This is a genomic window from Alkalicoccus luteus, assembly GCF_012034335.1.
Lineage (GTDB): Bacteria > Bacillota > Bacilli > Bacillales > Salisediminibacteriaceae > Alkalicoccus > Alkalicoccus luteus_A.
The window spans coordinates 1-22,891 of the sequence record NZ_JAATHJ010000019.1; the positions used below are offsets into that span (position 1 = coordinate 1).

General features: G+C 48.5%; 24 protein-coding genes and 1 riboswitch. Of the genes, 7 read left to right on the forward strand and 17 right to left on the reverse strand.

Annotated elements, in window-relative coordinates; translation table 11 throughout:
* Window positions 1-774 precede the first annotated feature (774 nt).
* Window positions 775-1,356 carry a biotin transporter BioY gene (locus HCN83_RS11860; protein ID WP_168007569.1) on the forward strand — a complete coding sequence of 194 codons (582 nt, stop codon included), beginning with the start codon at window positions 775-777 and terminating at the stop codon, window positions 1,354-1,356.
* 49 nt (window positions 1,357-1,405) lie between these two features.
* On the opposite strand, the gene HCN83_RS11865 is transcribed toward HCN83_RS11860, so the two are convergent.
* The 3 genes from HCN83_RS11865 to HCN83_RS11875 form a co-directional block, all read right to left on the reverse strand.
* A complete protein-coding gene (locus tag HCN83_RS11865) occupies window positions 1,406-2,575 on the reverse strand; it encodes a DctP family TRAP transporter solute-binding subunit (RefSeq protein ID WP_168007570.1) in 1,170 nt (389 codons plus the stop codon).
* A gap of 65 nt (window positions 2,576-2,640) precedes the next feature.
* On the reverse strand, window positions 2,641-3,915 hold the full coding sequence (locus tag HCN83_RS11870; protein WP_168007571.1) for a TRAP transporter large permease: 1,275 nt from the start codon (window positions 3,913-3,915) through the stop codon (window positions 2,641-2,643).
* A 30-nt stretch (window positions 3,916-3,945) separates the two neighbouring features.
* Window positions 3,946-4,524 carry a TRAP transporter small permease gene (locus HCN83_RS11875; protein WP_246238217.1) on the reverse strand — a complete coding sequence of 193 codons (579 nt, stop codon included), beginning with the start codon at window positions 4,522-4,524 and terminating at the stop codon, window positions 3,946-3,948.
* A gap of 452 nt (window positions 4,525-4,976) precedes the next feature.
* Between HCN83_RS11875 and HCN83_RS11880 the strand changes: the two genes are divergently transcribed.
* Window positions 4,977-5,456: a divergent PAP2 family protein gene (locus HCN83_RS11880; RefSeq protein WP_168007572.1), complete on the forward strand. Its 480-nt coding sequence runs from the start codon at window positions 4,977-4,979 to the stop codon at window positions 5,454-5,456.
* Between the two features lie 68 nt (window positions 5,457-5,524).
* Here HCN83_RS11880 and HCN83_RS11885 read toward each other — a convergent pair whose 3' ends face one another.
* The 3 genes from HCN83_RS11885 to HCN83_RS11895 form a co-directional block, all read right to left on the reverse strand.
* On the reverse strand, window positions 5,525-5,845 hold the full coding sequence (locus tag HCN83_RS11885; RefSeq protein ID WP_168007573.1) for a YuiB family protein: 321 nt from the start codon (window positions 5,843-5,845) through the stop codon (window positions 5,525-5,527).
* A 71-nt stretch (window positions 5,846-5,916) separates the two neighbouring features.
* Window positions 5,917-6,042, reverse strand: a complete 126-nt coding sequence (locus tag HCN83_RS11890) for a YuiA family protein (protein ID WP_168007574.1) — start codon at window positions 6,040-6,042, stop codon at window positions 5,917-5,919.
* A gap of 292 nt (window positions 6,043-6,334) precedes the next feature.
* Window positions 6,335-7,543 (reverse strand): NAD(P)/FAD-dependent oxidoreductase, encoded by a 1,209-nt coding sequence (locus tag HCN83_RS11895; RefSeq protein WP_168007575.1) that lies wholly within the window; start codon window positions 7,541-7,543, stop codon window positions 6,335-6,337.
* A 358-nt stretch (window positions 7,544-7,901) separates the two neighbouring features.
* Between HCN83_RS11895 and HCN83_RS11900 the strand changes: the two genes are divergently transcribed.
* A complete protein-coding gene (locus tag HCN83_RS11900; protein WP_168007674.1) occupies window positions 7,902-8,897 on the forward strand; it encodes an FAD-dependent oxidoreductase in 996 nt (331 codons plus the stop codon).
* Between the two features lie 705 nt (window positions 8,898-9,602).
* Here HCN83_RS11900 and HCN83_RS11905 read toward each other — a convergent pair.
* A complete protein-coding gene (locus HCN83_RS11905; RefSeq protein ID WP_168007577.1) occupies window positions 9,603-9,953 on the reverse strand; it encodes a HesB/IscA family protein in 351 nt (116 codons plus the stop codon).
* A 183-nt stretch (window positions 9,954-10,136) separates the two neighbouring features.
* Between HCN83_RS11905 and mqnE the strand changes: the two genes are divergently transcribed.
* Entirely contained in the window at window positions 10,137-11,231 is a 1,095-nt protein-coding gene (gene mqnE / locus HCN83_RS11910; RefSeq protein ID WP_168007579.1) for an aminofutalosine synthase MqnE, read from the forward strand.
* A 46-nt stretch (window positions 11,232-11,277) separates the two neighbouring features.
* Here mqnE and HCN83_RS11915 read toward each other — a convergent pair whose 3' ends face one another.
* Together HCN83_RS11915 and HCN83_RS11920 are read right to left on the reverse strand one after the other, a co-directional pair.
* Window positions 11,278-11,520 carry a hypothetical protein gene (locus tag HCN83_RS11915; RefSeq protein WP_168007581.1) on the reverse strand — a complete coding sequence of 81 codons (243 nt, stop codon included), beginning with the start codon at window positions 11,518-11,520 and terminating at the stop codon, window positions 11,278-11,280.
* 18 nt (window positions 11,521-11,538) lie between these two features.
* Entirely contained in the window at window positions 11,539-11,775 is a 237-nt protein-coding gene (locus HCN83_RS11920) for a YuzB family protein (protein WP_168007583.1), read from the reverse strand.
* A 239-nt stretch (window positions 11,776-12,014) separates the two neighbouring features.
* Between HCN83_RS11920 and HCN83_RS11925 the strand changes: the two genes are divergently transcribed.
* A complete protein-coding gene (locus HCN83_RS11925) occupies window positions 12,015-13,097 on the forward strand; it encodes an FAD-dependent oxidoreductase (protein WP_168007585.1) in 1,083 nt (360 codons plus the stop codon).
* Between the two features lie 540 nt (window positions 13,098-13,637).
* On the opposite strand, the gene HCN83_RS11930 is transcribed toward HCN83_RS11925, so the two are convergent.
* Window positions 13,638-13,940 (reverse strand): YuzD family protein, encoded by a 303-nt coding sequence (locus tag HCN83_RS11930; RefSeq protein ID WP_168007587.1) that lies wholly within the window; start codon window positions 13,938-13,940, stop codon window positions 13,638-13,640.
* Window positions 13,941-14,069: 129 nt separating this feature from the next.
* Between HCN83_RS11930 and HCN83_RS11935 the strand changes: the two genes are divergently transcribed.
* Window positions 14,070-14,306: a NifU family protein gene (locus tag HCN83_RS11935; RefSeq protein WP_168007589.1), complete on the forward strand. Its 237-nt coding sequence runs from the start codon at window positions 14,070-14,072 to the stop codon at window positions 14,304-14,306.
* A gap of 53 nt (window positions 14,307-14,359) precedes the next feature.
* Here HCN83_RS11935 and HCN83_RS11940 read toward each other — a convergent pair whose 3' ends face one another.
* From HCN83_RS11940 to HCN83_RS11950, 3 genes are read right to left on the reverse strand one after another with little or no spacing between them, the layout of a single operon-like run.
* Window positions 14,360-15,340, reverse strand: a complete 981-nt coding sequence (locus tag HCN83_RS11940; RefSeq protein WP_168007591.1) for a 2-hydroxyacid dehydrogenase — start codon at window positions 15,338-15,340, stop codon at window positions 14,360-14,362.
* A gap of 5 nt (window positions 15,341-15,345) precedes the next feature.
* On the reverse strand, window positions 15,346-16,110 hold the full coding sequence (locus HCN83_RS11945; protein ID WP_168007593.1) for a TIGR01457 family HAD-type hydrolase: 765 nt from the start codon (window positions 16,108-16,110) through the stop codon (window positions 15,346-15,348).
* Window positions 16,107-16,562 carry a DUF86 domain-containing protein gene (locus HCN83_RS11950; protein WP_168007595.1) on the reverse strand — a complete coding sequence of 152 codons (456 nt, stop codon included), beginning with the start codon at window positions 16,560-16,562 and terminating at the stop codon, window positions 16,107-16,109. Before HCN83_RS11950 ends, HCN83_RS11945 begins: the two co-directional genes overlap by 4 nt.
* Before the next feature lie 168 nt (window positions 16,563-16,730).
* Between HCN83_RS11950 and glpX the strand changes: the two genes are divergently transcribed.
* Window positions 16,731-17,702, forward strand: a complete 972-nt coding sequence (gene glpX / locus HCN83_RS11955; protein WP_168007597.1) for a class II fructose-bisphosphatase — start codon at window positions 16,731-16,733, stop codon at window positions 17,700-17,702.
* A 42-nt stretch (window positions 17,703-17,744) separates the two neighbouring features.
* Here the strand turns inward: glpX and HCN83_RS11960 are convergent, their stop codons facing one another.
* The 4 genes from HCN83_RS11960 to HCN83_RS11975 form a co-directional block, all read right to left on the reverse strand.
* The gene (locus HCN83_RS11960) at window positions 17,745-18,065 is read right to left on the reverse strand and encodes a YutD family protein (RefSeq protein ID WP_168007599.1); all 321 of its coding nucleotides are present in this window, start codon (window positions 18,063-18,065) and stop codon (window positions 17,745-17,747) included.
* A gap of 43 nt (window positions 18,066-18,108) precedes the next feature.
* Complete coding sequence (gene lipA, locus HCN83_RS11965; protein ID WP_168007601.1) at window positions 18,109-18,993, reverse strand: lipoyl synthase; 885 nt, start codon at window positions 18,991-18,993, stop codon at window positions 18,109-18,111.
* Window positions 18,994-19,287: 294 nt separating this feature from the next.
* Window positions 19,288-20,640, reverse strand: a complete 1,353-nt coding sequence (locus tag HCN83_RS11970) for a sodium-dependent transporter (protein ID WP_425483622.1) — start codon at window positions 20,638-20,640, stop codon at window positions 19,288-19,290.
* A gap of 429 nt (window positions 20,641-21,069) precedes the next feature.
* Window positions 21,070-22,644 carry a Na+/H+ antiporter NhaC family protein gene (locus HCN83_RS11975; protein WP_168007605.1) on the reverse strand — a complete coding sequence of 525 codons (1,575 nt, stop codon included), beginning with the start codon at window positions 22,642-22,644 and terminating at the stop codon, window positions 21,070-21,072.
* Window positions 22,645-22,718: 74 nt separating this feature from the next.
* A riboswitch (Lysine riboswitch) is annotated at window positions 22,719-22,889 on the reverse strand.
* Window positions 22,890-22,891 lie beyond the last annotated feature (2 nt).

A 22,891-nucleotide genomic window follows, 5' to 3' on the forward strand; every position in this document is an offset into this window, starting at 1 on the left:
GAATCTGGCTAAAGATTCCTGTATTTCAAAAATTGACAGAGAATGATTCATTCTCTTTCCTTCTTCTCGTCTTTTGTTTAGTTTTCAAAGGGCCGTATTGCTTGGCGCCGCTCGTTTTGGCGACTTTTTAATCATAGCATTTATGATGATTAGCCGTCAATAACTTTTTATCAAGAAAAACGCTGTGTTTTCGCGCTCCGTCTTGAGCGACAGTTAATAATATATCACGATAATATCTGGCTCGCAATAGATTATATTATTTTTTTCTACTCTTTTTTGAATGAGTAAATGTTGCCGTTTTGACGACCTTTCATATTCTAATAGCTGTAAGATGGAAAGTCAATAATGATTTAGCAGATTTTCCTTGTACCCTTATGTTTTGTCCAAGAAGGCATTCTATACGCTCTTTATCCACAAAAACATATTTCAAGGCTGATGCCACTGGTGAAAGAAGATCTCACTCCTATATTAAATACACTGTTGACACGAGCAGCGATCCGGATAAACAGCCGCAACCTGCAGATTGAAGTTCTTCCGCACAATAAACCAGACTCTTATACAATGCATCGCCTCGTTTACATTTTTACTGTATGATGCTGAATTAATTCTGCGGGCGACCCACGAAAGCTTTATACCTATGTTTCATCACCCTCATCACCTTCTTCACCTGAATGATGAAAGAAAGAATTGACAAAGTTCAGCTTTCGTCTTACTCTTTTGTTAACCTTACATATTTATTTTGGTTAACAAATTATCTTAAAGGAGTGTTTACTAATGAAGCATTATTCGAAAGCGCGTGCTATCACCTTTGCTGCGATGTTCATTGCGCTGATGGCAATCGGCGCAAACATGGCCGCTATCGTTACAATCGGCGCGGTCCCGCTCACCTTTCAAACAGTCGTCGCAGTTCTCGCCGGTCTTATTTTAGGCAGAAAGCTCGGTACGTTTGCAATTATCGGCTATATTCTGCTCGGTGCCGCAGGTGCTCCAGTGTTTGCTGGTTTCTCCAGCGGGATGGCGGCACTCGCCTCCCCTACGTTCGGCTTCATTTTATCCTTTCCGGTTATCGCCTTTGTCACAGGGTTGATCTCAGACCGTTCAGCTTCAAGCACGAAGGCGGTCTACTTCACGGCAGGCCTTGCCGGGCTCGCGGCAAACTATGGAATAGGCGTCCCTTACGTCTACTTACACTCTACGTTTATTCTTGGCGTGCCTGATCTTGCGTTTTGGGCAGTCGCTGCCGGGATGATACCTTTTTTCATTAAAGATTTTATTCTCGTGTTCTTCACAGCGGCCCTCGCTGTCAAACTGAAGCCGCATCACACCTCCAGACCCGCCCTTCGAAAAGCCGCCTGAACCAAAATAAAGCCTCGCGTTCCTAAAAGGATCGCGAGGCTTTTTACGTTTATTCTTCGTCTTCGTTTTCTTCTGTATCGCCATCGGTCTCTGTTGGATCTTCACCGGACATATCCGCAATTTCTTCTTCAAGCATATCGAGGATCATTTCACCCTCTTCGCCGCCTTCTTCATCGCGGTAGATGTCTCGAACCGGGATTGCCAACTCACGGAAGGCATCGCGCTCATCTTCAGAAAGCTCGTAGATTTCAGTTGGGTTCTCATCGTCATCTTCAATTTGAGCGAGAAATTCCTCGTTCTGCTCTTCTTGAATATCAAATCCACGCTGACGCATTTCTTCCGTTGCTTCATCAATGATATCACGTGTTGCATCATCCAGACCGTTGTAGAAATCCGGGTTAACGGTCGTCATCGTGACATACATGTTGTGATTTGAAATCGTCATGTGATCCTGAACTTCGTTAAAGTTTGCGTCTGCAATAAAGAAGATTGGATTCTCCTGCCCATCAACGGCTCCCTGCTGAAGACCTGTGTACAGCTCGCCCCAGCTCATTGCTGTCGGGCTGGCACCGTAGGCACGGTAGGATTCAAGAATTAAAGGAGATTCCTGTGTACGCATCTGGAATCCCTGAAAGTCATCCGGCGTGCGCAGCTCTGAGTTACCAGTCCACTGCATAGCACCCTCTGTCCAGAATGAGAGCGGCATTATGCCCTGCTCTTCGTAACGGGCTGCAAGATGCTCGTTAATTGCTTCTGATTCATTCAGAATATCCTGATTAACTTCCTGATCATCAGTGAAGAGAAACTGAAGTGCGAAAATATTTCCTTCCGGCACAAGCGTACCCGTGAAACCTGGAGAAATAATAGCAAACTCCACAATGCCGTCCGTCAGCTGTTCAACCTGGTCGACCTCACTGCCGAGTGCACCAAACTCATATACATCAATCTCAAGTGCACCATCTGATTTTTCACTGACAAGCTCTGCAAATTCTTCAGCGTAAACGTACTGCACCTGCCCCTGTGTTTCTTCTACGACAAAGCGCCACTGCTGCGGCTCAACGTCAGCTGCTTCCCCATCTGCTGCTTCCTCATCTCCGCCGGCATTGTTGTCTGCGCCGTTGTTGTCTTCGTTTACGTTCCCTTCATCATTGCCGCCGCAGGCAGCAAGTACAAGACTAAGCGACAGAGCACCTGTAATCAGTCCAGTCTTTTTCATCATAAAGTAAATACCCCCAAATAAAATGTAGTTAATATTTTAAAAATACTCCCTGCTCTTCCTGCTGATTAAAAGATATTCAGCAGGAAGAGAGAAATATCTTCAAACAGTATAACAAGCACTGAAATAATCAACAGCATGATAATGTAAGGCGGTGTCCCCCTGATAACGTCCAGATAGGACTTGTTGAACACCGCACTGGCGGTGAAGATATCCACCCCGAACGGCGGCGTAGCCGAACCTAGTGCTGCCTGGAAAACGATAACGACACCGAGGTGAATCGGATCGACTCCTGCAGCTGTTGCGATTGGTGCAAAAATTGGTGTCAAAATGAGAATGACGACGATCGGGTCGACAAACATACATCCGATAAAGAAAAAGATTGCAACGATAATCAGCACGTTGAGCGCAGTCGGATCCGCCGGCAGAACGGCGTCTGTCAGCATTCCCGGAATACGGGCAAACGAGATGACCCACGAGAACGCCTGGCCTCCTGCAACGAGCACAAAAACCGCTGCTGTTACAATCCCGGAAGATAAAGCGATATTCGGTATTTCCGTCAGTTTAATAGAGCGGAAAATGAACACTTCCAGAATCAGTGCGTACAACACGGATACTCCAGCTGCCTCGGTCGGCGTAAACTGCCCCGTATAAATACCACCGATAATAATGATAGGAAACCCGAGAGGCAGAAGTGCTTTTAAGGTGACGTCCCCTCTGTCTTTCCAAGGCAGTTTTGGAGCGAGCGGTATGTTAAAAATCTTTGCGTAAATATAAGAATAAACAGCGAAAAAGATAAAAATAAGTACACCAGGTCCGATACCTGCAATAAACAGATCCCCTACTGAGGCATCTGCCACGAGTGCATAAATGATCATTCCGATACTTGGCGGAATAAGCAGCGCCACGTCACTCGAGTTAATAATAAGCGCGATTGCACTGGAATCTTTGTACCCTACCTTCAGCAGACGCTCGCGCATCGGTTTACCGATCGCGACAACAGTCGCCTGGGTTGACCCTGAGATGGAACCAAACATCGTACAAGCTGCGGCCGTCGTAATTGCATACCCGCCGCGAAGATGTCCGACGAAGGCGCCAACAAAGTCCAGAAGCTTTTGGGAGGTGCGCCCTGACGTCATGATGTCTGCCGCGAAGATAAACAGCGGGACGGCAATCAGTACATAGGAAGATATCCCTTCCACCATCTGCTGGATCATGATGGTCGGCTCAAGTCCATCCATGAAAAAGAGGATGATGATGAGCGGTCCTGCAATGAGCGGTATCATCATTGGAAAGCCCAGCAGGAGCAGAAGCACCATGACCCCTAATAATGTCCAAAGCATAGCATGTTCCTCTCTGCCTCTTATGCGGCTTTACTGTTCACTATAGTCTTTTTTGTCCTGGGCAAGATAGATTTCTTTATTAACGAGGTTAATCCACATATTCCGTAAAAACTGAATCCCTCCGAGGAAGCATCCGATTGGAATAGCGACTACCATCAGCCAGAAAGGAAATCCGATTGCAGCAGTCGTTCTCCCGCTAACGTAAATACCGTGCGTGTAAAGTACCGCATAGTATCCGACTGCAAACAGAACGATTGCAGTAACAAACGGAATGATGATAGCAAGGGTTTTCTTAACTTTCCGAGGTGAAAGATCAAAAAATGCCGACATGCTGATATGCCGTCCCTTACGTGCGGCATAGCTGATTCCAATAAAGCTCGCCACGATAACAGAAAGTCTGCTCAGCTCTGCTGCAAAAAACCAGCTGTCTCCTGTGACCATCCGGTAAATAACATTTCCAAACGTCAGGACGGAAATCGCAATAATCGACCACTTCAAAATGAACAGTTCAACCGAATGGAGCGCCGAGTCCAGAAAGAGCAGTCCTTTTCGCACCACTCCCCACACTGCTATCAATGCAGCTCCAAGCCATTGCATACCCTTTTTCAAATGCCCATCCCCCCTTCTACTTTCATGCATAGTATTTCGCTCTGGAGCTCCCTATTTCCTTCTAAAAAGAAGAAAGGAAACAAGTTTGATGTTGTTTCCTTTAAACTCACGGTACCTATATAGTATGTAGAGCATGCCCGAAAGTACCGTCAGTACTCCTATTAAATAGGATAATACAAGCCTGTCGACACCACAAAATCGGTATGTCGCGTTTTTCAGCCAAATTACCTGCTCAGAACGACTTACGATGAGACATCTGTCCACAACGTACAATTCAGGCACATGCCGCCTTGATTGCCAAATTCCCGATCTGACATCTTTTTAAACATTTGTTCCGCATTCTTCGTTTTTTGATCAATCAAAGAAAGCCTCGTTTTTGCACAGGGCCCTTGTGGTATACTAAACTGTACAAAGTCCAGCGATGCTGAAACGGAGAAAGGACGATCCGCCCGATGGAGTTTTTCGCAAATATCCCGCTGTTAATCGCACTCTTTACAATCGGATTCGCGCAGTTTATTAAAGTGCCGCTGCAGTACATTGCCACACGTAAAGTCGAGTGGGAGCTCTTAACGAGTACAGGCGGCATGCCGAGTTCGCATTCCGGGGCTGTAACCGCCCTGGCTACCGCTTTGGCTATTGAATACGGGTTCGATTCCCCCTACTTTGCTATTTCAGCAATTTTTGGCATTATCGTCATGTTTGACGCAACAGGAATTCGACGCCACGCTGGTTATCAGGCTACTGTCGTGAATCAGCTTGTAACCGATTTTAATAAGTTCAGCGAGGAAATGAAGCATTGGCCTGATAAGCAGGCTGAAGAGAAGCGGAACGAACTGAAAGAACTTCTCGGCCATCAGCCGATCGAAGTATTTTTCGGTGGCTTGCTCGGGGTTGTCATCTCAATTACATTTTACATGATCTTCCCGGTATAAAAGAGCCGCAGTATATGCACATCTAATAAAAACGGACCGGGCAGCCGCCCGATCCGTTTTTTGTGCATTTAAAACATCTGGTAACCTCTCACCCGCAGCATACGAATCGCAATACCGGCCAGAATGGCGCCGATCATCCCTGCTGACAGAATAACAATGTCGGACAGTGCCAGCGAAGCCAGGCTGCCCCCGACACTTGACAGCGTATTAACCGGTGACGTAAATACACTGAAAAAACCGATATCCGTAACAAGAAAAATGATGACAATCGGGTAAAGCACAGCCATCACCCACGTGGAACGGAGAAGCATATTCAAAATAAAGCCAATTCCAAAAAACAAAACAAAATAGAGCAGAACAGCAATAATGAGCTGTGGAATGGATAGCACGGTGATGTTCCCCTTTCTTTCAGTCAGAATCAGTGTACTGAATCGAAAGCGAAACGTCAATCACCAGCTACTTATTGAGGTCTTCCGGACCCCCCGCAGGCTGGACACGTTTCCGTACCGCCAAGCAGCAGCTGATAATATCCTTTACCCGAGCAATATGGACACTGCGTTCGTTTCGTATGCTTACGCTGGTACATCATCTATCTCTCCTTTTATAATTATCTGATATTTCTGATAATATATCAGATAATCTGACAAAGACAAAACTTCTTTATCGCTTAAAAGCGTTCATGTAAGCGTAATCATCATTCTTTTCCTGCAACATAATAGTTTTTTCGCATATTTTCACGTTATTTCCGTTTAGCTTTCCACAGCGATTGTTGCCTTGGTGTCAGGAAAGTGCCATTCCGGCTGATGAAAAGCTTTGCCCCTGCCTCACGTAAAAAAGGGCTGCCCGTCTGGCGGACAGCCCTTCTGCTTGTATATTGTTTAGAACATTTTAAGCTTTCCTTTTTTAATGACAAGCGGCATGCCGCCAAGAAGGAACAGATAGTGGTTATCGATCATCTTTTTCACAACAGATGCCGAATTGCCGTAAATTTTACGCTTGCCTACCACACCGATCGCTTCTTTTCCGCCGAGTGAGGCTACGGTTCCTTTTATGTCAGGCTTAAATGTCTCAAGCTCTTTCTTTCCTTCAACGAGTGCCTTCAGGTTGTTCGCAGTCGTGTATGCCTGCTGAATCGCAATCTGGGCTGTTGGAGGGTAAGGCCGCTCTGTTTCTTCATTGATAATAAGCGCGCAGTCGCCGATAACGAAAATGTCATCGTTCTCCGGGCTTCGGAGATCGTCTGTTACTTTAATACGGCCGCGCATTGCATCGAATCCGGAATTGTCTACCACAGGGTTGCCGCGCACGCCCGTCGTCCAGACAATTGTATTCGTTTTGATTTCAGAATCATCGTTGAGTACAACGCTGTTTTCGCGTACTTCCTTAATCGGCGTATTGATCATGAATTCCACACCGCGGGACTCCAGTACGTTCATCGCGTACTCAACCAGCTCTTCATCAAAGCCTGGAAGTGCTGTCGGTGCTGCCTCTACTGAAATCAGGCGGACCTTGTCGCGCGGAATGTCGTATTCTTCACAGAGCTCAGGAATTCTGTCCGTCATTTCTCCGACAAATTCGATTCCGGTGAAGCCTGCGCCTGCAACAACGAATGTCAGTGTTTCATCAAATTTCTCATCCTGCTTGTTGTAGCTCGCAAACTGATAATCAATGTGCTCTTTAATGAGACGGACAGAGTTCACGCTGCGAATGGAAAAGGCGTGTTCCTGGACACCCGGGATACCGAACGTTTCCGGTATGGAACCGAGGCCTAATACAAGATAATCGTAATCAAGTACAGAGTCCTTTAATACTACTTTCTTTTCGTCGCGCTTAATTTCCACGACAGAATCTTTAATAAAGTTAATCTTTTTCGTATCAATAACGTCATCGATCTTCATGCGAGTCTGGTCATGATGCATCGTTCCTGCTGCCGGTTCGTGCAGCCACGTCGTCTGATAATGGTAGTTATGCTTGTTAACAAGCGTAACTTCCGCATCTTTTACGACCGTTGATTTCTGCAGGCGGGCTGCTACGATCATACCGCCGTACCCGGCACCGAGAATGACTATTTTCGGCTTACTCTTCATTCCACTCACTCCAGTCGAATAATTTACAGCTTCATCTCCCGCTCTGCAAGTAAGAGAAGAAGATCAATAGAATGTGATTTTATTCACGTACTATGGCAAAAAGAAACGCAGTTGAAGATGAGCTGCACGTGATTCATCCATGTTAAGGTAAAACCCTCTACAATCATAGGACGTTTAAAGCCGCATTTCAACTACTTTTTGAACATTGTCTGAACTATTTCATCTATAGTGTCTATTCTAACGTTTCCGGCTTGTTCGTTCAAGAAAAGCGCTGTTTTGCAGGCAGGCGCCTTTTCTTTCATCCGCATAGCGTCTATAATAGGTTCGTACAATCAATAACACGGAGGTGCTGATGAACGTGTCACACGAACGGGAAGTATATGATATAACGATAATCGGCGGCGGCCCCGTCGGATTATATACGGCATTTTATGCAGGACTTCGACAAATGAACGTGAAGATCATTGAAGCCATGCCACAGCTCGGCGGACAGCTGTCCGCGCTGTATCCGGAAAAGTACATTTATGATGTTGCCGGATATCCGAAAGTCCGTGCTCAGGAACTTGTCGATAACTTAACAGACCAGGCAATGCAGTTCGATCCGGAGGTTGTTCTTGATCAGTCTGTACAGGACATTGAGAAGGATGCTGAAGGAATCTTTACACTTCGCACGGATAAAGAGGAACATTATACGAAAACAGTCGTTATTGCAGCAGGAGTGGGTGCCTTCCAGCCGCGCCGCCTGAAAATCGAAGGTGCCGAGCAGTTTGAGGATGCTAACCTGCACTACTTTGTTAACGATATTAATCAATTTGCAGGTGACCGCGTTGTGCTTGCCGGCGGTGGAGATTCAGCCGTTGACTGGACGCTGATGCTCGAGGATATTGCTGAAGAGGTCACGATTGTCCATCGGCGCGATAAGTTCCGGGCGCATGAGCACAGTGTCAGCCAGATGGAGGATTCCGAGAAAATCAACATCAAAACTCCGTTCAGCGTGGAAGAGCTGCATGTAGAAGACGGAAAGATCAAGAGCGTTACGCTCAAGCATAAAGACGGCGAAGTTACGGAGCAGGTCGATATTGATTCGCTCATCGTCAACTACGGATTCGTTTCAAACCTCGGTCCGATCAAAACGTGGGGGCTGAATATTGAAAAGAATTCAATCGTCGTCGATTCCAATACAGAGACAAATATCGAAGGCATCTACGGTGTCGGTGACATCGTCACGTATGACGGCAAAGCGAAGCTGATCGCCACAGGCTTTGGGGAAGCCCCTACCGCGGTAAACAAGGCGAAGGTGCTAGTAGACCCGAAAGCGAAAGCGACAGCCGGCCACAGCACAAGCCTCTTTTAACAAAATTCGAACCCGCCTATAGTCAGGGCGGGTTTTTTATTTGTTGAACAGACGCTCTTCACATCGGAGCCAAACTCTGTAGCAGCTATACCGTCTTCGCACTAAAAAGAGCGATTCCAGTTTGGAATCGCTCTTCCAGGCTGTTGAAAAAGCCTTTCAACTTACATGTTTATTCGTTTGATTGTATTTCCCCTCTACTCACCGGCGGAAGCTTGCCGTGGGCTGGCCTTCAGCTATTTCTCAGGGTGACCCCTGAGAAAGGATCTTCAGACTGCGCGGCTTCCACTGGCGTCTCCGCCAGACACATCGGGAAAACGGCTCTGCTTCGTGGAGAACAACGTCACGACAGACGCGACTGCTTTTTTACGTGTATCATGATTTCTAGGAAGTACGGACACCCCTATTCAACATTGAAACGTCTCATCGGGAAGGTTCTATCCTGTACGGAAGCCGATCGTGCAGTCCTAACCAGGCACGTGACACGCACTGCAGATGCCGACATCGAAGGGCCTCGACTCCGAGAGGATCAGAACGAGGAGAAGATCCAGCGCTTCCGACGGAAGAAGGAAGCGGTTAGCTGAGCCCGTTCCCTCCGGAAAGCGAGGGTCCGCAGATACAGGCAGATGCAATCTTATGCACGTAAAATGACTTTATCCACAGTCTGAAAGAGCGATTCCAGTTTGGAATCGCTCTTCATTTTGTCTATTAACAGTTTTCAGGTGTGCCTGCGTTTGTCGCTGTGCGGAAAGACGCCCCGCATCCGCAGTTGGCAATGGCGTTTGGATTGTCGAGTGTAAATCCGCCGCCCATCATGTTCGTTTTATAATCAATCGTAACGCCGTCAAGCATTGGCGCACTTTCGTTATCGACGACGAGCTTAATCTCGTTCACTTCAAGCGTCTGATCGTCATCGTGCACGTCAGATTCAAATCCCATCCCGTAGGAAAGACCGGTGCATCCGCCGCCCTGAACGCCGACACGCATATAATTAGCCTCGTCATTCTGCTCCATCATCGTTTTGATTTGAGCAGTCGCTGCTTCTGTAATGGTAATCATGCGGATTCCTCCTCTATATAGCTTTATTGTGTATTAAGTATATCAGCAGTCCCCCCTCGTCGGCAAATGTGCCGTTCAGCAGTTCTGTTTGGCAACCCGTCACGGAAGGTGATAGAATGAAAGAAGTTTCGTACTGCGAAGCGCATGTACGTGTCATTTTACAAAAGGCAGGGGATTGAGATAATGAGTACGATCATAATGGATGATCAGCTGCATGAGATACGGGAAAAGATAGAGCGCGGAGAACGTTTGACGATCGAAGACGGGTTGAAGCTTTATGAGACGCCGGATCTGCTTGGCGTAGCTCAGATGGCCAACATGGTTAACGACCGCATCAATGGAAACAATGTTTATTTTATCGAGAATTTGTATATAAACCCGACCAACGTCTGTGAAGCAAGCTGTGCGTTTTGCGGCTTCAAGCGTAAACCGGGTGAAGAAGGCGCCTACACGATGCACGAAGAAGAGCTTCTTGATTACGTTCAGAAGCGCTGGAATGACAACATCCAGGAATTTCACATCGTTGGCGGCCATAACACCGATGTTCCGTTCGATTACTACCTGAACACGGTCCGCACACTTAAAAAACACTATCCGAACGTGACCATCAAAGCCTATACCGGAGCAGAGATTGAGTTCTTTGCCCGCCATTCGAATCAGACGATGCGCCAGGTGCTTGAACAGCTCCAGGAAGCCGGACTTGATACGCTTCCAGGCGGAGGCGCTGAAATTCTGACGGAGAACTACCGCGCGAAGATGAGCCCGGATAAAGCATCGACAGATCAGTGGCTCGAGGCACATGAAATTGCCCATGATCTTGGTATGAAAACACACGCAACGATGCTTTACGGTTCCATTGAGTCGAAAGAGGAGCGCCTGATTCACATGGATCGTCTCCGCCAGCTGCAGGATAAAACAAACGGATTCATGGTATTTATTCCACTGGCGATGCAGCCGCGTAAAGCAACAGCCGGTCTGAAGCGACGCACGTCTGCCTATGATGATCTCCGCACCGTTGCGATCAGCCGTTTAATGCTGGACAACTTCGATCATATTAAAGCGTATTGGATTAACATCGGAGTTCAGCTCACGCAGATGTCGCTTACTTTCGGAAGCTCGGACATTCACGGGACGCTTATCGAAGAGCGCATTTCACACTCTGTTGGCGCACTGACTTCTCAGAGCCTGACGCGCAGCGAGCTTGTACACATGATTAAAGGCGCCGGCAAAACACCGGTGGAGCGCGATACCTTTTACAACGTCATTAAAACTTACTAAAAAAAGACCGGTCTGGAGAATTCCAGTACCGGTCTTTTCTCATGCTTTATGCTTTTCGCAGCGGTTCGTCCGCCCAGAAGTAGTCGTCATCAGCTTCCAATATCACCATCGTGCTGCGGCAGCAGGGCAGATTCAACCGCGTTTTAATGCCGTCACGCGCACGCTTCAACGTCGCCTGCTTCATGTGCGTCAAAACGCTGTATGCACCGCAGTACGGACATTCATCTACGTAAATGTCCCCCATCTGCACCTCATATGGCCATGTATGGTCGAATGGAATTATTTTCACCAGTGCTGTACCCCCTCATCAAAACATTGGGTTTTCTTCGAGGTGCTGATATATATTCTGAAGGAGTTCATCGTTCGTATCTCCAACGACCATATCACCGTTTACAAGCGCATAGCGATTACGAGCGCACATGCCGCAGTAGCTCAGGCAGCCGTATTCGATGACATCAAGATCCGGGTCTTTTTCGAGCTCCTCCATCACTTGCTGGGTTCCGCTGGCGAGGTTGCTGACGCAAAATTCAATGATTGGTTTCATACTTTCTCACCTCACAGCTGTTGTATCTTTGTATATGCTACGTCCCTGCCCTGTCATTTGTCAACAATGATGTTTCACAGAAGCTGGACCGGCAGTTAAAACGCTTTCACTATTTATTGTAGTTACCATTAAAAACTGGTATATTGATACTGGTGTTGAAAATAATTAACTAAGTTCAGAAGAGAGAAGCGATGTGCAGCCGTTTTTTCTCCTTTTGCACGATGGAAAGGGGTGATCCCGTGCATCATCTTGTTGTATTAGGTGGTGGCTACGGAGGGCTTCGCGTCATCCAGAGATTATTAGCCGATAAAGAAGTGAACGATGTTAAAATAACTCTGGTCGAGCGGGAAGCGTATCATAGTTTAAAGACCGAGTTTTATGCACTGGCAGCAGGTACAGTGGCAGACAGACACCTGCGGATTCCTTTTCCGGACGACGACCGTATCGAGCATCTCTGCGAAACCGTCACATCGATTGATATTGACGCACAAAAAGTAGAACTCAAATCCGGTACCGTCCTCTCCTACGATGACCTCCTCATCGGGCTCGGATGCGAAGACAAGCATCACGGTGTACCCGGAGCCCAGGAAAAAACACTCAGCATTCAAAGTATGCGCCGTGCGCGAAAAACAAACCAGATCATTCAAAACGTGCCTCATGGCGGAAAAGTTGCCATTGTAGGCGGCGGATTAAGCGGTGTTGAAACAGCAAGCGAGCTTCGTGAAAGCCGCACTGACCTCGACATTCGTCTTTATGACCGCGGTGAAAACATTTTATCCATGTTTCCTCCCAAGCTGTACAACTATGTGACGGACTGGTTTATTGATAATAACATTACCATTATCAATCGGGCCAATATCACAGAGGTGGACTGGAAAACACTGTATAACCACGGAGAACCGGAAGAACTCGATGCCATCATTTGGACAGCCGGGATTCAGCCGAACAAGCTCGTGCGCGACATTTCCGAGCGGCACAACCTTGAAACGGACCGGATCGGCCGTGTCCATGTGACAAAGTACCATACGATTCCCGGATTCGATAATGTTTTCATGGTCGGCGACTGCGCTGCCTCTGATCATGCTCCAAGCGCCCAGCTGGCAGAAGCGCAAGGAGATCAGATTGCTGTTCTGCTCCGTCACAAGTGGAACGGCCAGCCGTATCCGGAGACGATGCCAAAAATGAAGCTTAAGGGCGTCCTTGGATCACTTGGCAAAAAGCACGGCTTCGGCCTCATGGGTGAACGTCAGCTGATCGGCCGCGTACCGCGCGTACTCAAATCAGGCGTGCTCTGGATGTACAAGCATCATTCAGGCTCCTGATCCACAGCAGCGTTTTAGCACGTAAGCAGAAGAACGCACCCGCTCACTGCCGGTGCGTTCTTTGATGTGTTGATAAAGGCAGCAAGGAAGTTTTTTAAGGCTGCTGCCTCTCGCTGTTCAAGCCGAAAGCTTCCTCGTCGGCTTCATTCGAGAAAAACGGGTACTGGCCTGATATTCTGGCTGGCGGTGAAAGTTGCTTTCGAACGGTTTTACGTTCCTATTAAGAGGGCTTACGTTGTTTTATTCGTTATAACGCTCTGTTAAGTTGCGTCCGCTGCGTTTGCTCGCTGCTGTGTTCCTATTACTCGCCGTTACGTTCCTTTCACATGGCGTTAAGCTGCTTTCCCTTCGACTACCGTTACTGTTCAAGCTGGCAGGTTATCTGAACGTATTTCATTCAAAAACCAACCATGCGAAGATGAATCCATTCAACTGTATACGAGTAAATAATCCGTTTTAATAACTTTGAAAAACGCACCAGCAAGGAGCCGGTGCGTCAGTCTGTCAACAAATTCGAGTGTATGGCATCAATGATATCTTTTATTCGGGATGTGCTTGTTCGATCGATTTATACACTTGCGGCAGCCGCGGGTCTCCTTCTGCAATGACTTTTCCATTTAATACGACGAGCGGGTAGAAATATTCGTCGTCTAAAATTCGTTCAGCATACGATTTTTCTTCATCGGATTCCGGTGCTTCTATATCCACGTAACGAAAATGTATCTCCCGGTCCGGATACTTTCTCGACACAGCGGCCTCGAGCCATTCCATCGTCTCTTTCGCGCTCGGCAGGTGGATACAGCTGGCACATTTCTGCTCGGCCCCGTATACGGTTACTTTCATGCCTTCCCACTCCCTTTCCTGCCTTCATTTTACCATTTCCCAAAACAAGTCGGAAAGATTTTAAGCCTCATACATAGATTTTTAAACTGACTAATACTATAATGGGAACAAAGGAAAGGAGTGTATGTTATGACAACAGATACAATGGAGTCACAAGTTCAGGAAGTACTCGATAAACTGCGTCCGTTCCTTCTTCGTGATGGCGGTGACGTAGAGCTCGTAGATATTGAAGAAGGTGTGGTCAAAGTTCGTCTGATGGGCGCCTGCGGTTCATGCCCAAGTTCGACAATCACACTAAAAGCTGGTATTGAGCGTGCCCTTCTTGAAGAAGTGCCAGGCTTCACCGAGCTTGAACAGGTATTCTAACTCACATACCGCATAAAAAAACGCTGCCGTTACAGGCAGCGTTTTTTCTTTTGTTATTGTGTTTCTGCACCGTTAACCTGCGTCAAAGCTCCCTCCCCGCTCAGTACCCCCGCTATGTTACGGGCAGCCAGCCGGATCATTTCATTTCGTGTACTGGTCGTCGCACTTCCGATATGAGGAAGTGCAGTCACCTGAGGCAGCTCGAGCAATGGATGCGATGCGCGTATCGGCTCCTCTTCAAAAACGTCAAGTCCGGCTCCGGCAAGCTCCTTATTTTTTAGAGCTTCGTACAGCGCTTGTTCGTCCACCAGAGGTCCTCGTCCGATATTAATTAAATGTGCTTCCGGCTTCATGAGTGCAAGTTCATTGCGGCCGATCATATGCTTCGTCTCCGGGGTCAGCGGTGCCGTCAGCATAACAAAATCACTTTCCTTCAATAACGTTTCTTTATCCTGGTACGTGACACCGAGTTCGTTCTCGGCCTGCTTTCTCCGGGTACGTGTGTTGTAGCTCACCTTCATCCGGAAGCCGGAAGCTCGTGCAGCTACCGCTTCCCCGATTCGACCCATACCGATGATGCCCAAAGAAGCTCCGTAAACATCTGCTCCCGCAAACATGTAAGGTCCCCACTGCGTCCATTTGTCGTCTTTTATATACTGCTCAGCTTCTGTCATCCTGCGCGCTGAGGCCATCAGAAGCGCAAATCCCAGATCAGCTGTCGCCTCCGTCAGCACGTCTGGTGTGTTGCAGACAACAACGCCATACCTGCTGCAAGCATCGACATCGATATTGTCGAACCCGACCGCCAGATTCGCAGCTGCCTTCAGGTTAGGTGCTTGCTCGAGCAGTTCTGTATCCACTTGATCACTCAGCATCGTCAGCAGCGCATCTGCTCCGGCTGCTTTTTCAAGCAGAATGTTCCGCGGAACAGGCTCATCCGCTTTCTCCCAGCATTCCACTTCCGCATGTTCCCGCAGCGACTCCAGGTGTTCGTCAGGAAGCTTTCTCGTCACGTATACATAAGGTCTGGTCATGTCGTTTACACACTCCAATCGTCAAGGGTCGTGACCGTAAAATCAGGTCTCTTTACCTGCCATGCCCGGTCTTCCGGCCTCGTGAAACCAGAAAATACGAGCAGTGTGGCAATGCCTGCACGCATTCCTGCCATGATATCCGTTTCATAATTATCTCCTACCATGACCGTTAAGGAAGGATCCGTGCCGAGACGCTTCATCGCCTCTTCCATAATGATCGCCTCCGGCTTGCCGATAAACAGCGGCTCCACGCCGGTGGAAACGTGAACGACGGATGTGAGAGAACCATTACCGGGCAGCATCCCCCGCTCGGTCGGGACCGCCTTATCCGCATTTGTAGAAACGAACTTCGCTCCATTCCTCACCTGCAAACAGGCGTCTGCCAATTTTTCATACGTCAGCTGGCGGTCGATCCCCATCACGACAGCATCTGCCTTTTCACTTACACGGGTATGTCCTTCCGACTCAAGTGCCGTCAGCAGACCATGTTCACCGATCGCATACACATTCAGTTCACCGTGCTTGCGCTTTAAATACGAAGCACATGCTTCTGCCGACGTCATCACCTGCGACGGTTCTGCTTTAATCTCCATTTCCTGCAGTTTCTCCGCGATCTGCTCCGGCGTTTTCGACGAATTGTTCGTCACAAATAAATAGGGAATGCCCGCATCTGCAAGCCGGTCCACGAGCCGCTTCCCAGCATCGATTCTCTCTGTACCGCGGTACATCGTGCCATCAAGGTCCAGCAGGTAACCGGTGAACTGCTTCATGACCGATCCTCTTCCTCGGGCAGGAAAGCGGAGACAGGGCCCAGCTCGTTTGTCAGGTACGTCCGAACACGGCTTGGAAAGGACTCAACCGCCTGTTTTCCTGCATCAGCCATCGTCGTAAGCTCCTCCCAATTCGTTCTCGTATAATCCTGTAATAGCTTTTTACGAAGCGGAAGCAGCTTTTCAATGCTGTCTGCTTCTTCTTTTGTCACGACTTTTTCATCAAGCAGGATCGCCACAATGTCTTCAAAGCTCCCGGGATCGCGCATGATAAATCCGTCAATCATCTGATTGCCGACATCCATCATCGTTTCGACCGTCATGTGAGCAGCCCGCTCAAACGCAAGCTTTCCAGCTGTGGTGTCGGTTCGCGAATCGCTGTAAAGATAATCTGTTAGTGTCTCTATATACTGAAGCCGTTCTTCTATCAGCTTCCGATCTACAAAATACATAACCTTGCCTCCTTAATTAGTATGTCACATTGAAAGCGTTTAACCGAAATATTCATCATTTATTGCCTGAATATCGTTTAATTTGTATGTATTGTTTGATACTATAAGTAAGGATTTACATAACGACTCTATTATACATGTTTTTATGAATGATTTGGAGGAATGAGAATGGACAGAGAACTGGCACTGGAAGTCGTACGGGTGACGGAAGCTGCGGCACTTGCTTCTGCTCAATGGATGGGACGAGGATTGAAGAACGAGGCGGACGATGCAGCTACGACAGCGATGAGAAGCATGTTTGATTCCGTCAATATGAACGGAACTGTTGTAATCGGGGAAGGGGAGCTGGATGAGGCTCCTATGCTTTACATAGGCGAAAAGCTCGGCACCGGGAACGGCCCGGAAGTCGATATTGCCGTCGATCCGCTTGAAGGCACGAATATCGTGGCAAAAGGTCATCCAAATGCCATGGCCGTTATTGCCGTCGGTGATCGGGGGACCCTGCTTCATGCACCTGATATGTATATGGAAAAGCTCGTTGTCGGTCCGGAAGCGGCAGGTCTGGTCAGGCTGGATGATCCGATTGAAAAGACAATTGACATCGTCGCAAAAATGAATGATAAGCGCGTCCGTGATATGACAGTCATCATTCAGGAACGGGAGCGGCATAGCGATCTCGTCCGCCGTGTTCAGGAAAAAGGAGCTCGCGTCAAGCTGTTTGGTGACGGGGACGTCGGCGCTTCCATTGCGACAGTCATGCCCAGAACCGGTATTGATTTGTTTGTCGGAACCGGCGGCGCGCCGGAAGGTGTTATTTCAGCCGCTGCGATCAAAGCGCTCGGCGGGGATATGCAGGCCAGGCTCGTTCCTCACAACGACGACGAGTATGAGCGGTGTGTCAGTATGGGGCTGAAGGATCCGCGCTGCCTGCTTGGACTGGACGATCTTGTAAAAGGAGAAGATGCCATCTTTGCTGCTACCGGTGTTTCAAGCGGCGAGCTGTTGGAGGGGGTCCGCTTTCTTGGTCAGGATCTTGTGGAAACCGACACGATCGTGATGCGGGCGAAAACAGGTACCGTGCGCTTTATTAAAGCCCACCACCGCCTTAACCGCAAGCCGCATCTTCAGGAAACCGAATAGCAACTAAAGCACGTCCGGAATCGGTATCCGGACGTGCTTTTATTATACTTGCTCTGCTTCCTGTTTGCTTTCAGAGCTTCCCTTTTCTTTAGCCTTCGTTTTTCGCAAGACGAAGTAGGCGCAGCCAAAATTACAATATTCATAGATATACTCCTGCAGAAAGCTGATCTTCGTATCAGGAGACGATTTACGATGCTGCTCCTCAAAGAAGCCCTTCAGACGGAGCTGCTCATATCCCCAGTCTCCTACGATATAGTCATACTTATTTAAAATATCGCTGTAACGGTTTTTAAATGCTTCTTCGTCCCAGCCGTCCCGTACGTCTTCTACGATTTCATACGTATTTCCTGATATTGTAATCAACGGCTTCACCTCCCTGTCTGATGTCTGAGTTAATGTTGCTTACTCAGGCGTTCGCCTGCGCTGCGTTCACCTGTTCATCTGCATGATAAGAGGAACGGACAAGCGGTCCTGCCTCACAGTGCTTGAACCCTTTTGAGAGCGCAATTTCTTTCAGCTCTGCAAATTCTTCAGGCGTCCAGTATTTTTTGATTTTCAAATGAGACTTCGTCGGCTGCAGGTACTGTCCGATTGTCATAATATCAACATCAGCTGCGCGAAGATCGTCCATCACTTCAATGATTTCTTCCTTCGTTTCACCGAGGCCGATCATGAGGCTCGACTTTGTCGGGATCGTCGGGTCCAGCTCCTTCGCCTTTTTTAGTACACCGAGCGTACGGTCGTATGTGGCTCGTGCACGTACACGCGGCGTCAGACTGCGGACTGTTTCAATATTATGGTTGAAAATTTCCGGCTTCGCATCAATCAGCGTTTTGACGTTCTCTTCTTTACCACCCATGTCAGAAGGCAGCACTTCAATGCTCGTACCGGGATTCATGGCGCGGACTTGACGGACCGTTTCGGCAAACACAGCGGCTCCGCCGTCACGAAGATCATCGCGCGCTACAGCTGTAATAACAACGTGCTTCAGTCCCATTACCTGAACGGATTCCGCTACTCGCTGCGGCTCATCCCAGTCAAGCTCGTTCGGGAGACCTGTTTTTACGGCACAGAACCGGCAGGCTCTCGTGCAGATATCTCCTAAAATCATAAATGTTGCCGTTTTACGTTCTGCCCAGCACTCGTGGATATTCGGACATTTTGCTTCTTCACACACTGTATGAAGACGTTTTTCCCGCATCAGCTTTTTTAACCCTTTATAAGACTCATTCGTATTCAGCTTTATCTTTAACCACTCGGGCTTGCGCAGATACTCCTCCTGCTTCGCCATAGAAGCTCACGCCCCTTCATTAGATTCATTATTACTTTACCATAATAATGCATTCTTCTCCAAGGTACGAGGTGTGATTTATGCAAGAACTCGTTCCTTTTTCCTGCACCATCCTCCGTAACCTGCTCCATCAGGTCACCGTGATAGCGCTTCGTGTGAAAATGAGTGTCCCGCTGAAAGCCTAGTAAAGTGAAAAACTCCTGAAGCTGGAGGTTACTATAAAAAAAGCAGCCCCCTAAATATGGGCTGCTCTCATGAAATAAACTCGTTCAATACCAGTTTTTTCAGTAGTGTTTAAGCTCCGAAAATGTTTTGGAACAGGATCCAGGCGATTCCGAGCGGCGCGACGATGCGAAGCAACCAGAGCCAGAGAACGCCGAATGGTGAATTCGTCAGACCTGTTTCCTTCAGAGCATCAACCTGGTTCCAGCCCCAGCCGACAAAGAGCGCTACGATCATTCCGGCCAGCGGAAGCGTATACTGATCCGTAACTGTGTCGATCAGATCCAGGAACGGCAGTCCGAAAAATTCGAACGTGAGCGGTCCGCCCTGACTGAGTGCCGACGGAATACCGAATACGGTAACCGCAATACCTGCAAGCAGCGTTGCTTTCCGACGATTCCAGTTCAGCTGTCGCATCACATACGATACGCTTACCTCCAGCAGGGAAATCGCAGAAGAAAGCGCAGCGATTGCAACCAGGAAGAAGAAGAAGATCGCAAAGATTGTTCCTGCTCCGCCCATCTGGTTGAAGACTTCCGGAAGCACGATAAAGATCAATCCAGGACCTGCATCCGGCTCTACGTTAGCGAACGTGAACACAGCTGGGAAAATCACGATACCAGCGACAATTGCAAACAACGTATCGAGCGTGACAACACTTCCTGCTGCAGTTGTCAGATTCGCTTCACGCGACAGATAGCTGCTGTAAGTGATCATTGCTCCCATACCGAGTGAGAGCGTAAAGAACGCCTGGCCGACAGCTGAAGACCATACACCAGGCTCAGCAAACGCGGACCAGTCCGGTGTGAAGAGGAAGGCAAGACCTTCTCCTGCGCCGTCAAGCGTGAGGCTGTAAACAGCAAGGAAAATAAGAATAATGGCAAGGAGCGGCATAAAGATTTTGTTTGACAGCTCGATCCCCTTCTTTACTCCAAAGAAGACGATACCGAGCACAAGCGCCATGAAAATGACCTGCCAGACGACCGGTGCTGTAGCTCCGCCGATAAAGGTAACGAAGAAATCAGCATAATTGCCTTCCCCGACACCAGTTGCCTGTCCCGTCAGATAGGCGAAAAAGTAGTACACGACCCAGCCGGCGATAACGCCGTAAAAGGACAAAATCAAAAAGGATGTCAGAACCCCAAGAATACCACCGATGACCCATGGTTTCCCTGGAGCAATATTGTTGTAGGAACCGACTACATCAGACTGACCGCGGCGTCCGACAGAAAATTCCGCAAGCAGAACCGGCAGACCGATCAGGAAGATACACAGCACATAAATGAGCAGAAAAGCGGCACCCCCGCTTTCGCCGGCGACATAGGAAAAGCGCCAGATGTTTCCGAGTCCGACAGCGGACCCAACTGCCGCAAGGATAAAGCCAAGTTTTGTAGCAAATTGTTCACGTTGATTGGTAACCACGATGAAATCCCTCCCTCTCTATTTATCGAACCATGGCACTCTATTCGTATGATCTCCCCCTGATACTTCCCTCCTTATCGATTTCCATAATTAATCAAAAAAAGGCTTCTTTGCTATTTCATTATAATTATATAATGGAAAATTGTCAAAGACTTTTCTGAATATTTCTTTTATGTAGAAAATTGAAATTTTCGTTGATATATCAACGTTTTCGACGGTTTTCTACACGATTTGCGAATCTCCTGCAGAAATTTAATTATTTTTTTCTCATAATGTATACACGCGCGTATAAATGATTCCACCCAGGAAAGAATGGCGCACACTAAACCACTTCGTACATGCTCCATTCTTCTTCCATCCTCCTTACACGTCAAAAAAGAGTGTCTTCCCGCTATGAGACGGAAAGACACTCTGTAGTAAATGAGCTTCAGCTTAGGATACTGCAGCTGAACTGTTATCCAAGCGCTTGGTGTAGATTCGAACTGCAAACAGAAGCAGTGCCAGCAGTGCGGCTCCCGTAGCCAGTCCGAGCAGCGTACTGCCGGTCAGACCGAGTACGAGGAACGAGCCGCAGGCTGTGATACCAATTAACAGCGCATACGGCAGCTGTGTCAGTACGTGATCGATATGATGACTTCCTGCACCGGCTGAAGAAAGAATCGTCGTATCTGAAATTGGCGAGCAGTGATCGCCAAAGATCGAGCCTGCCAGAACAGCTGCGAGCACCGGCAGCATCAGCGTGATATCGACAGCTGCAGCGATGTCGCCTGCAATCGGAAGCATGATGGCAAACGTGCCCCAGGATGTCCCTGTGCTAAACGCCATGAACCCTGCCAGTACAAAGAGCAGAACCGGAAGCAGCGCTGCTGGAATAAATGTATCCACCTGCGATGCCAAATATTCTCCTGTCCCAAGCGCATCAATGACTTCAATAATCGTCCATGCAAACACGAGAATATAAACGGCAGGAAGCATCGACTTCACACCGCTCCAAAGCCCGAGACCGATTTGAGAGACCCGGATGCGGCGGACGAAAGCAAGAATCAGCGCAGAGGCGAAGCTGATTAATCCGCCGTACAGGAGGGCGGCTGCGACGTCTGTGTTTTCAAATATGGCCAGAAGTCCGGCGTCTCCTTCGGTTCCCTGGATGCCAGTGATCACCATAAACAGAACGGTTGCACCAATGAGAATTAAAATCGGGATAACCAGATCGGCAACCTTCCCATCCGTTTGCGGAACAGTCTCTTCGTTTTCGCCGGGAATAGCCCCGCGGGAGCGGTCCACCAGTTCGCCTGTCTCCATTGCCCGGTGTTCATGCGTGCGCATCGGCCCAATGTCCAGCTTCCAGTAGGCGACGGCAAATACGGCGATAATCGCAAATACCGCATAGAAGTTCATCGGTGCAATCATTAGAAAAGCCTGCAGCGAGCCGTACTGAGCTACACCGTGAGTGGCCAGAATCCCGCCGATGATCGTAATGATGTACGCTCCCCAGCTGGACACTGGTGAAATGACACACATCGGCGCTGCTGTCGAATCGACGACGTAAGCAAGCTTTGCCCTCGAGATACGGTGCCGGTCCGTCAGCGGCCTGCTCACGTTTCCAACAGTCAGGCTGTTGAAATAATCGTCGATAAAGATGATGATGCCAAGAAAACCAGCAGTGAACTGTGCTCCTGCCCGGGTTTTCACACGCGCAAGCGCCCATTCGCCAAATGCACGGCCGCCACCGGTGATCGTGATCAAGGCTGCGATCATGCCGAGCAGAAAGAGAAACAGGATGATGTAAAATTCCCACGTATTCACTCCGTCAGCTGTCCAGAATATAGACGTAACGGTTCCTGCTATATCGGCAATTGCCGCATTTACAAACATATCCTCTGTCTGATGCACCATCAGCGCACCGACAATAATCCCTGCTCCAAGTGACAGCAGCACACGCTTTGTAATTAATACGAGTACGAGTGCGAGCACCGGCGGCAGCAGTGATAAAATACCATGTTCCACGTTCGTCATCCTCCCTTTTATCCATACAAAAAGAGCAGGGGAAGCCCCTGCTCTTTGTATCACAGTTGATTCCTCCGTCAGGCAGCTCTCCACAGTTCCCTGTGACAGTGCTTTATTTGTTCAATAAAGCCCCAGCTGAACAGACCGGCAGTCCATTCGCTTCGGCAGCTTTGCCTTTCCTGAATCGTCCCTGCCCTGCCGGACTCGGATTCAGTACTGATCGCAGCTGCTCCTCCACCTCACGTGA

What these genes read in the sequence shown, in the direction of transcription:
- HCN83_RS11895 (WP_168007575.1), bottom strand. Translation starts at nt 7,543, where the DNA reads ATGAAGAGTAAGCCGAAAATAGTCATTCTCGGTGCCGGGTACGGCGGT.
- HCN83_RS11880 (WP_168007572.1), top strand. Translation starts at nt 4,977, where the DNA reads ATGGAGTTTTTCGCAAATATCCCGCTGTTAATCGCACTCTTTACAATC.
- HCN83_RS11860 (WP_168007569.1), top strand. Translation starts at nt 775, where the DNA reads ATGAAGCATTATTCGAAAGCGCGTGCTATCACCTTTGCTGCGATGTTC.
- HCN83_RS11940 (WP_168007591.1), bottom strand. Translation starts at nt 15,340, where the DNA reads ATGACCAGACCTTATGTATACGTGACGAGAAAGCTTCCTGACGAACAC.
- HCN83_RS11865 (WP_168007570.1), bottom strand. Translation starts at nt 2,575, where the DNA reads ATGATGAAAAAGACTGGACTGATTACAGGTGCTCTGTCGCTTAGTCTT.
- HCN83_RS11950 (WP_168007595.1), bottom strand. Translation starts at nt 16,562, where the DNA reads ATGTATTTTGTAGATCGGAAGCTGATAGAAGAACGGCTTCAGTATATA.
- HCN83_RS11890 (WP_168007574.1), bottom strand. Translation starts at nt 6,042, where the DNA reads ATGTACCAGCGTAAGCATACGAAACGAACGCAGTGTCCATATTGCTCG.
- HCN83_RS11930 (WP_168007587.1), bottom strand. Translation starts at nt 13,940, where the DNA reads ATGAAAGTAACCGTATACGGGGCCGAGCAGAAATGTGCCAGCTGTATC.
- HCN83_RS11905 (WP_168007577.1), bottom strand. Translation starts at nt 9,953, where the DNA reads ATGATTACCATTACAGAAGCAGCGACTGCTCAAATCAAAACGATGATG.
- HCN83_RS11870 (WP_168007571.1), bottom strand. Translation starts at nt 3,915, where the DNA reads ATGCTTTGGACATTATTAGGGGTCATGGTGCTTCTGCTCCTGCTGGGC.
- lipA (WP_168007601.1), bottom strand. Translation starts at nt 18,993, where the DNA reads ATGGCGAAGCAGGAGGAGTATCTGCGCAAGCCCGAGTGGTTAAAGATA.
- glpX (WP_168007597.1), top strand. Translation starts at nt 16,731, where the DNA reads ATGGACAGAGAACTGGCACTGGAAGTCGTACGGGTGACGGAAGCTGCG.
- HCN83_RS11920 (WP_168007583.1), bottom strand. Translation starts at nt 11,775, where the DNA reads ATGAAACCAATCATTGAATTTTGCGTCAGCAACCTCGCCAGCGGAACC.
- mqnE (WP_168007579.1), top strand. Translation starts at nt 10,137, where the DNA reads ATGAGTACGATCATAATGGATGATCAGCTGCATGAGATACGGGAAAAG.
- HCN83_RS11945 (WP_168007593.1), bottom strand. Translation starts at nt 16,110, where the DNA reads ATGAAGCAGTTCACCGGTTACCTGCTGGACCTTGATGGCACGATGTAC.
- HCN83_RS11935 (WP_168007589.1), top strand. Translation starts at nt 14,070, where the DNA reads ATGACAACAGATACAATGGAGTCACAAGTTCAGGAAGTACTCGATAAA.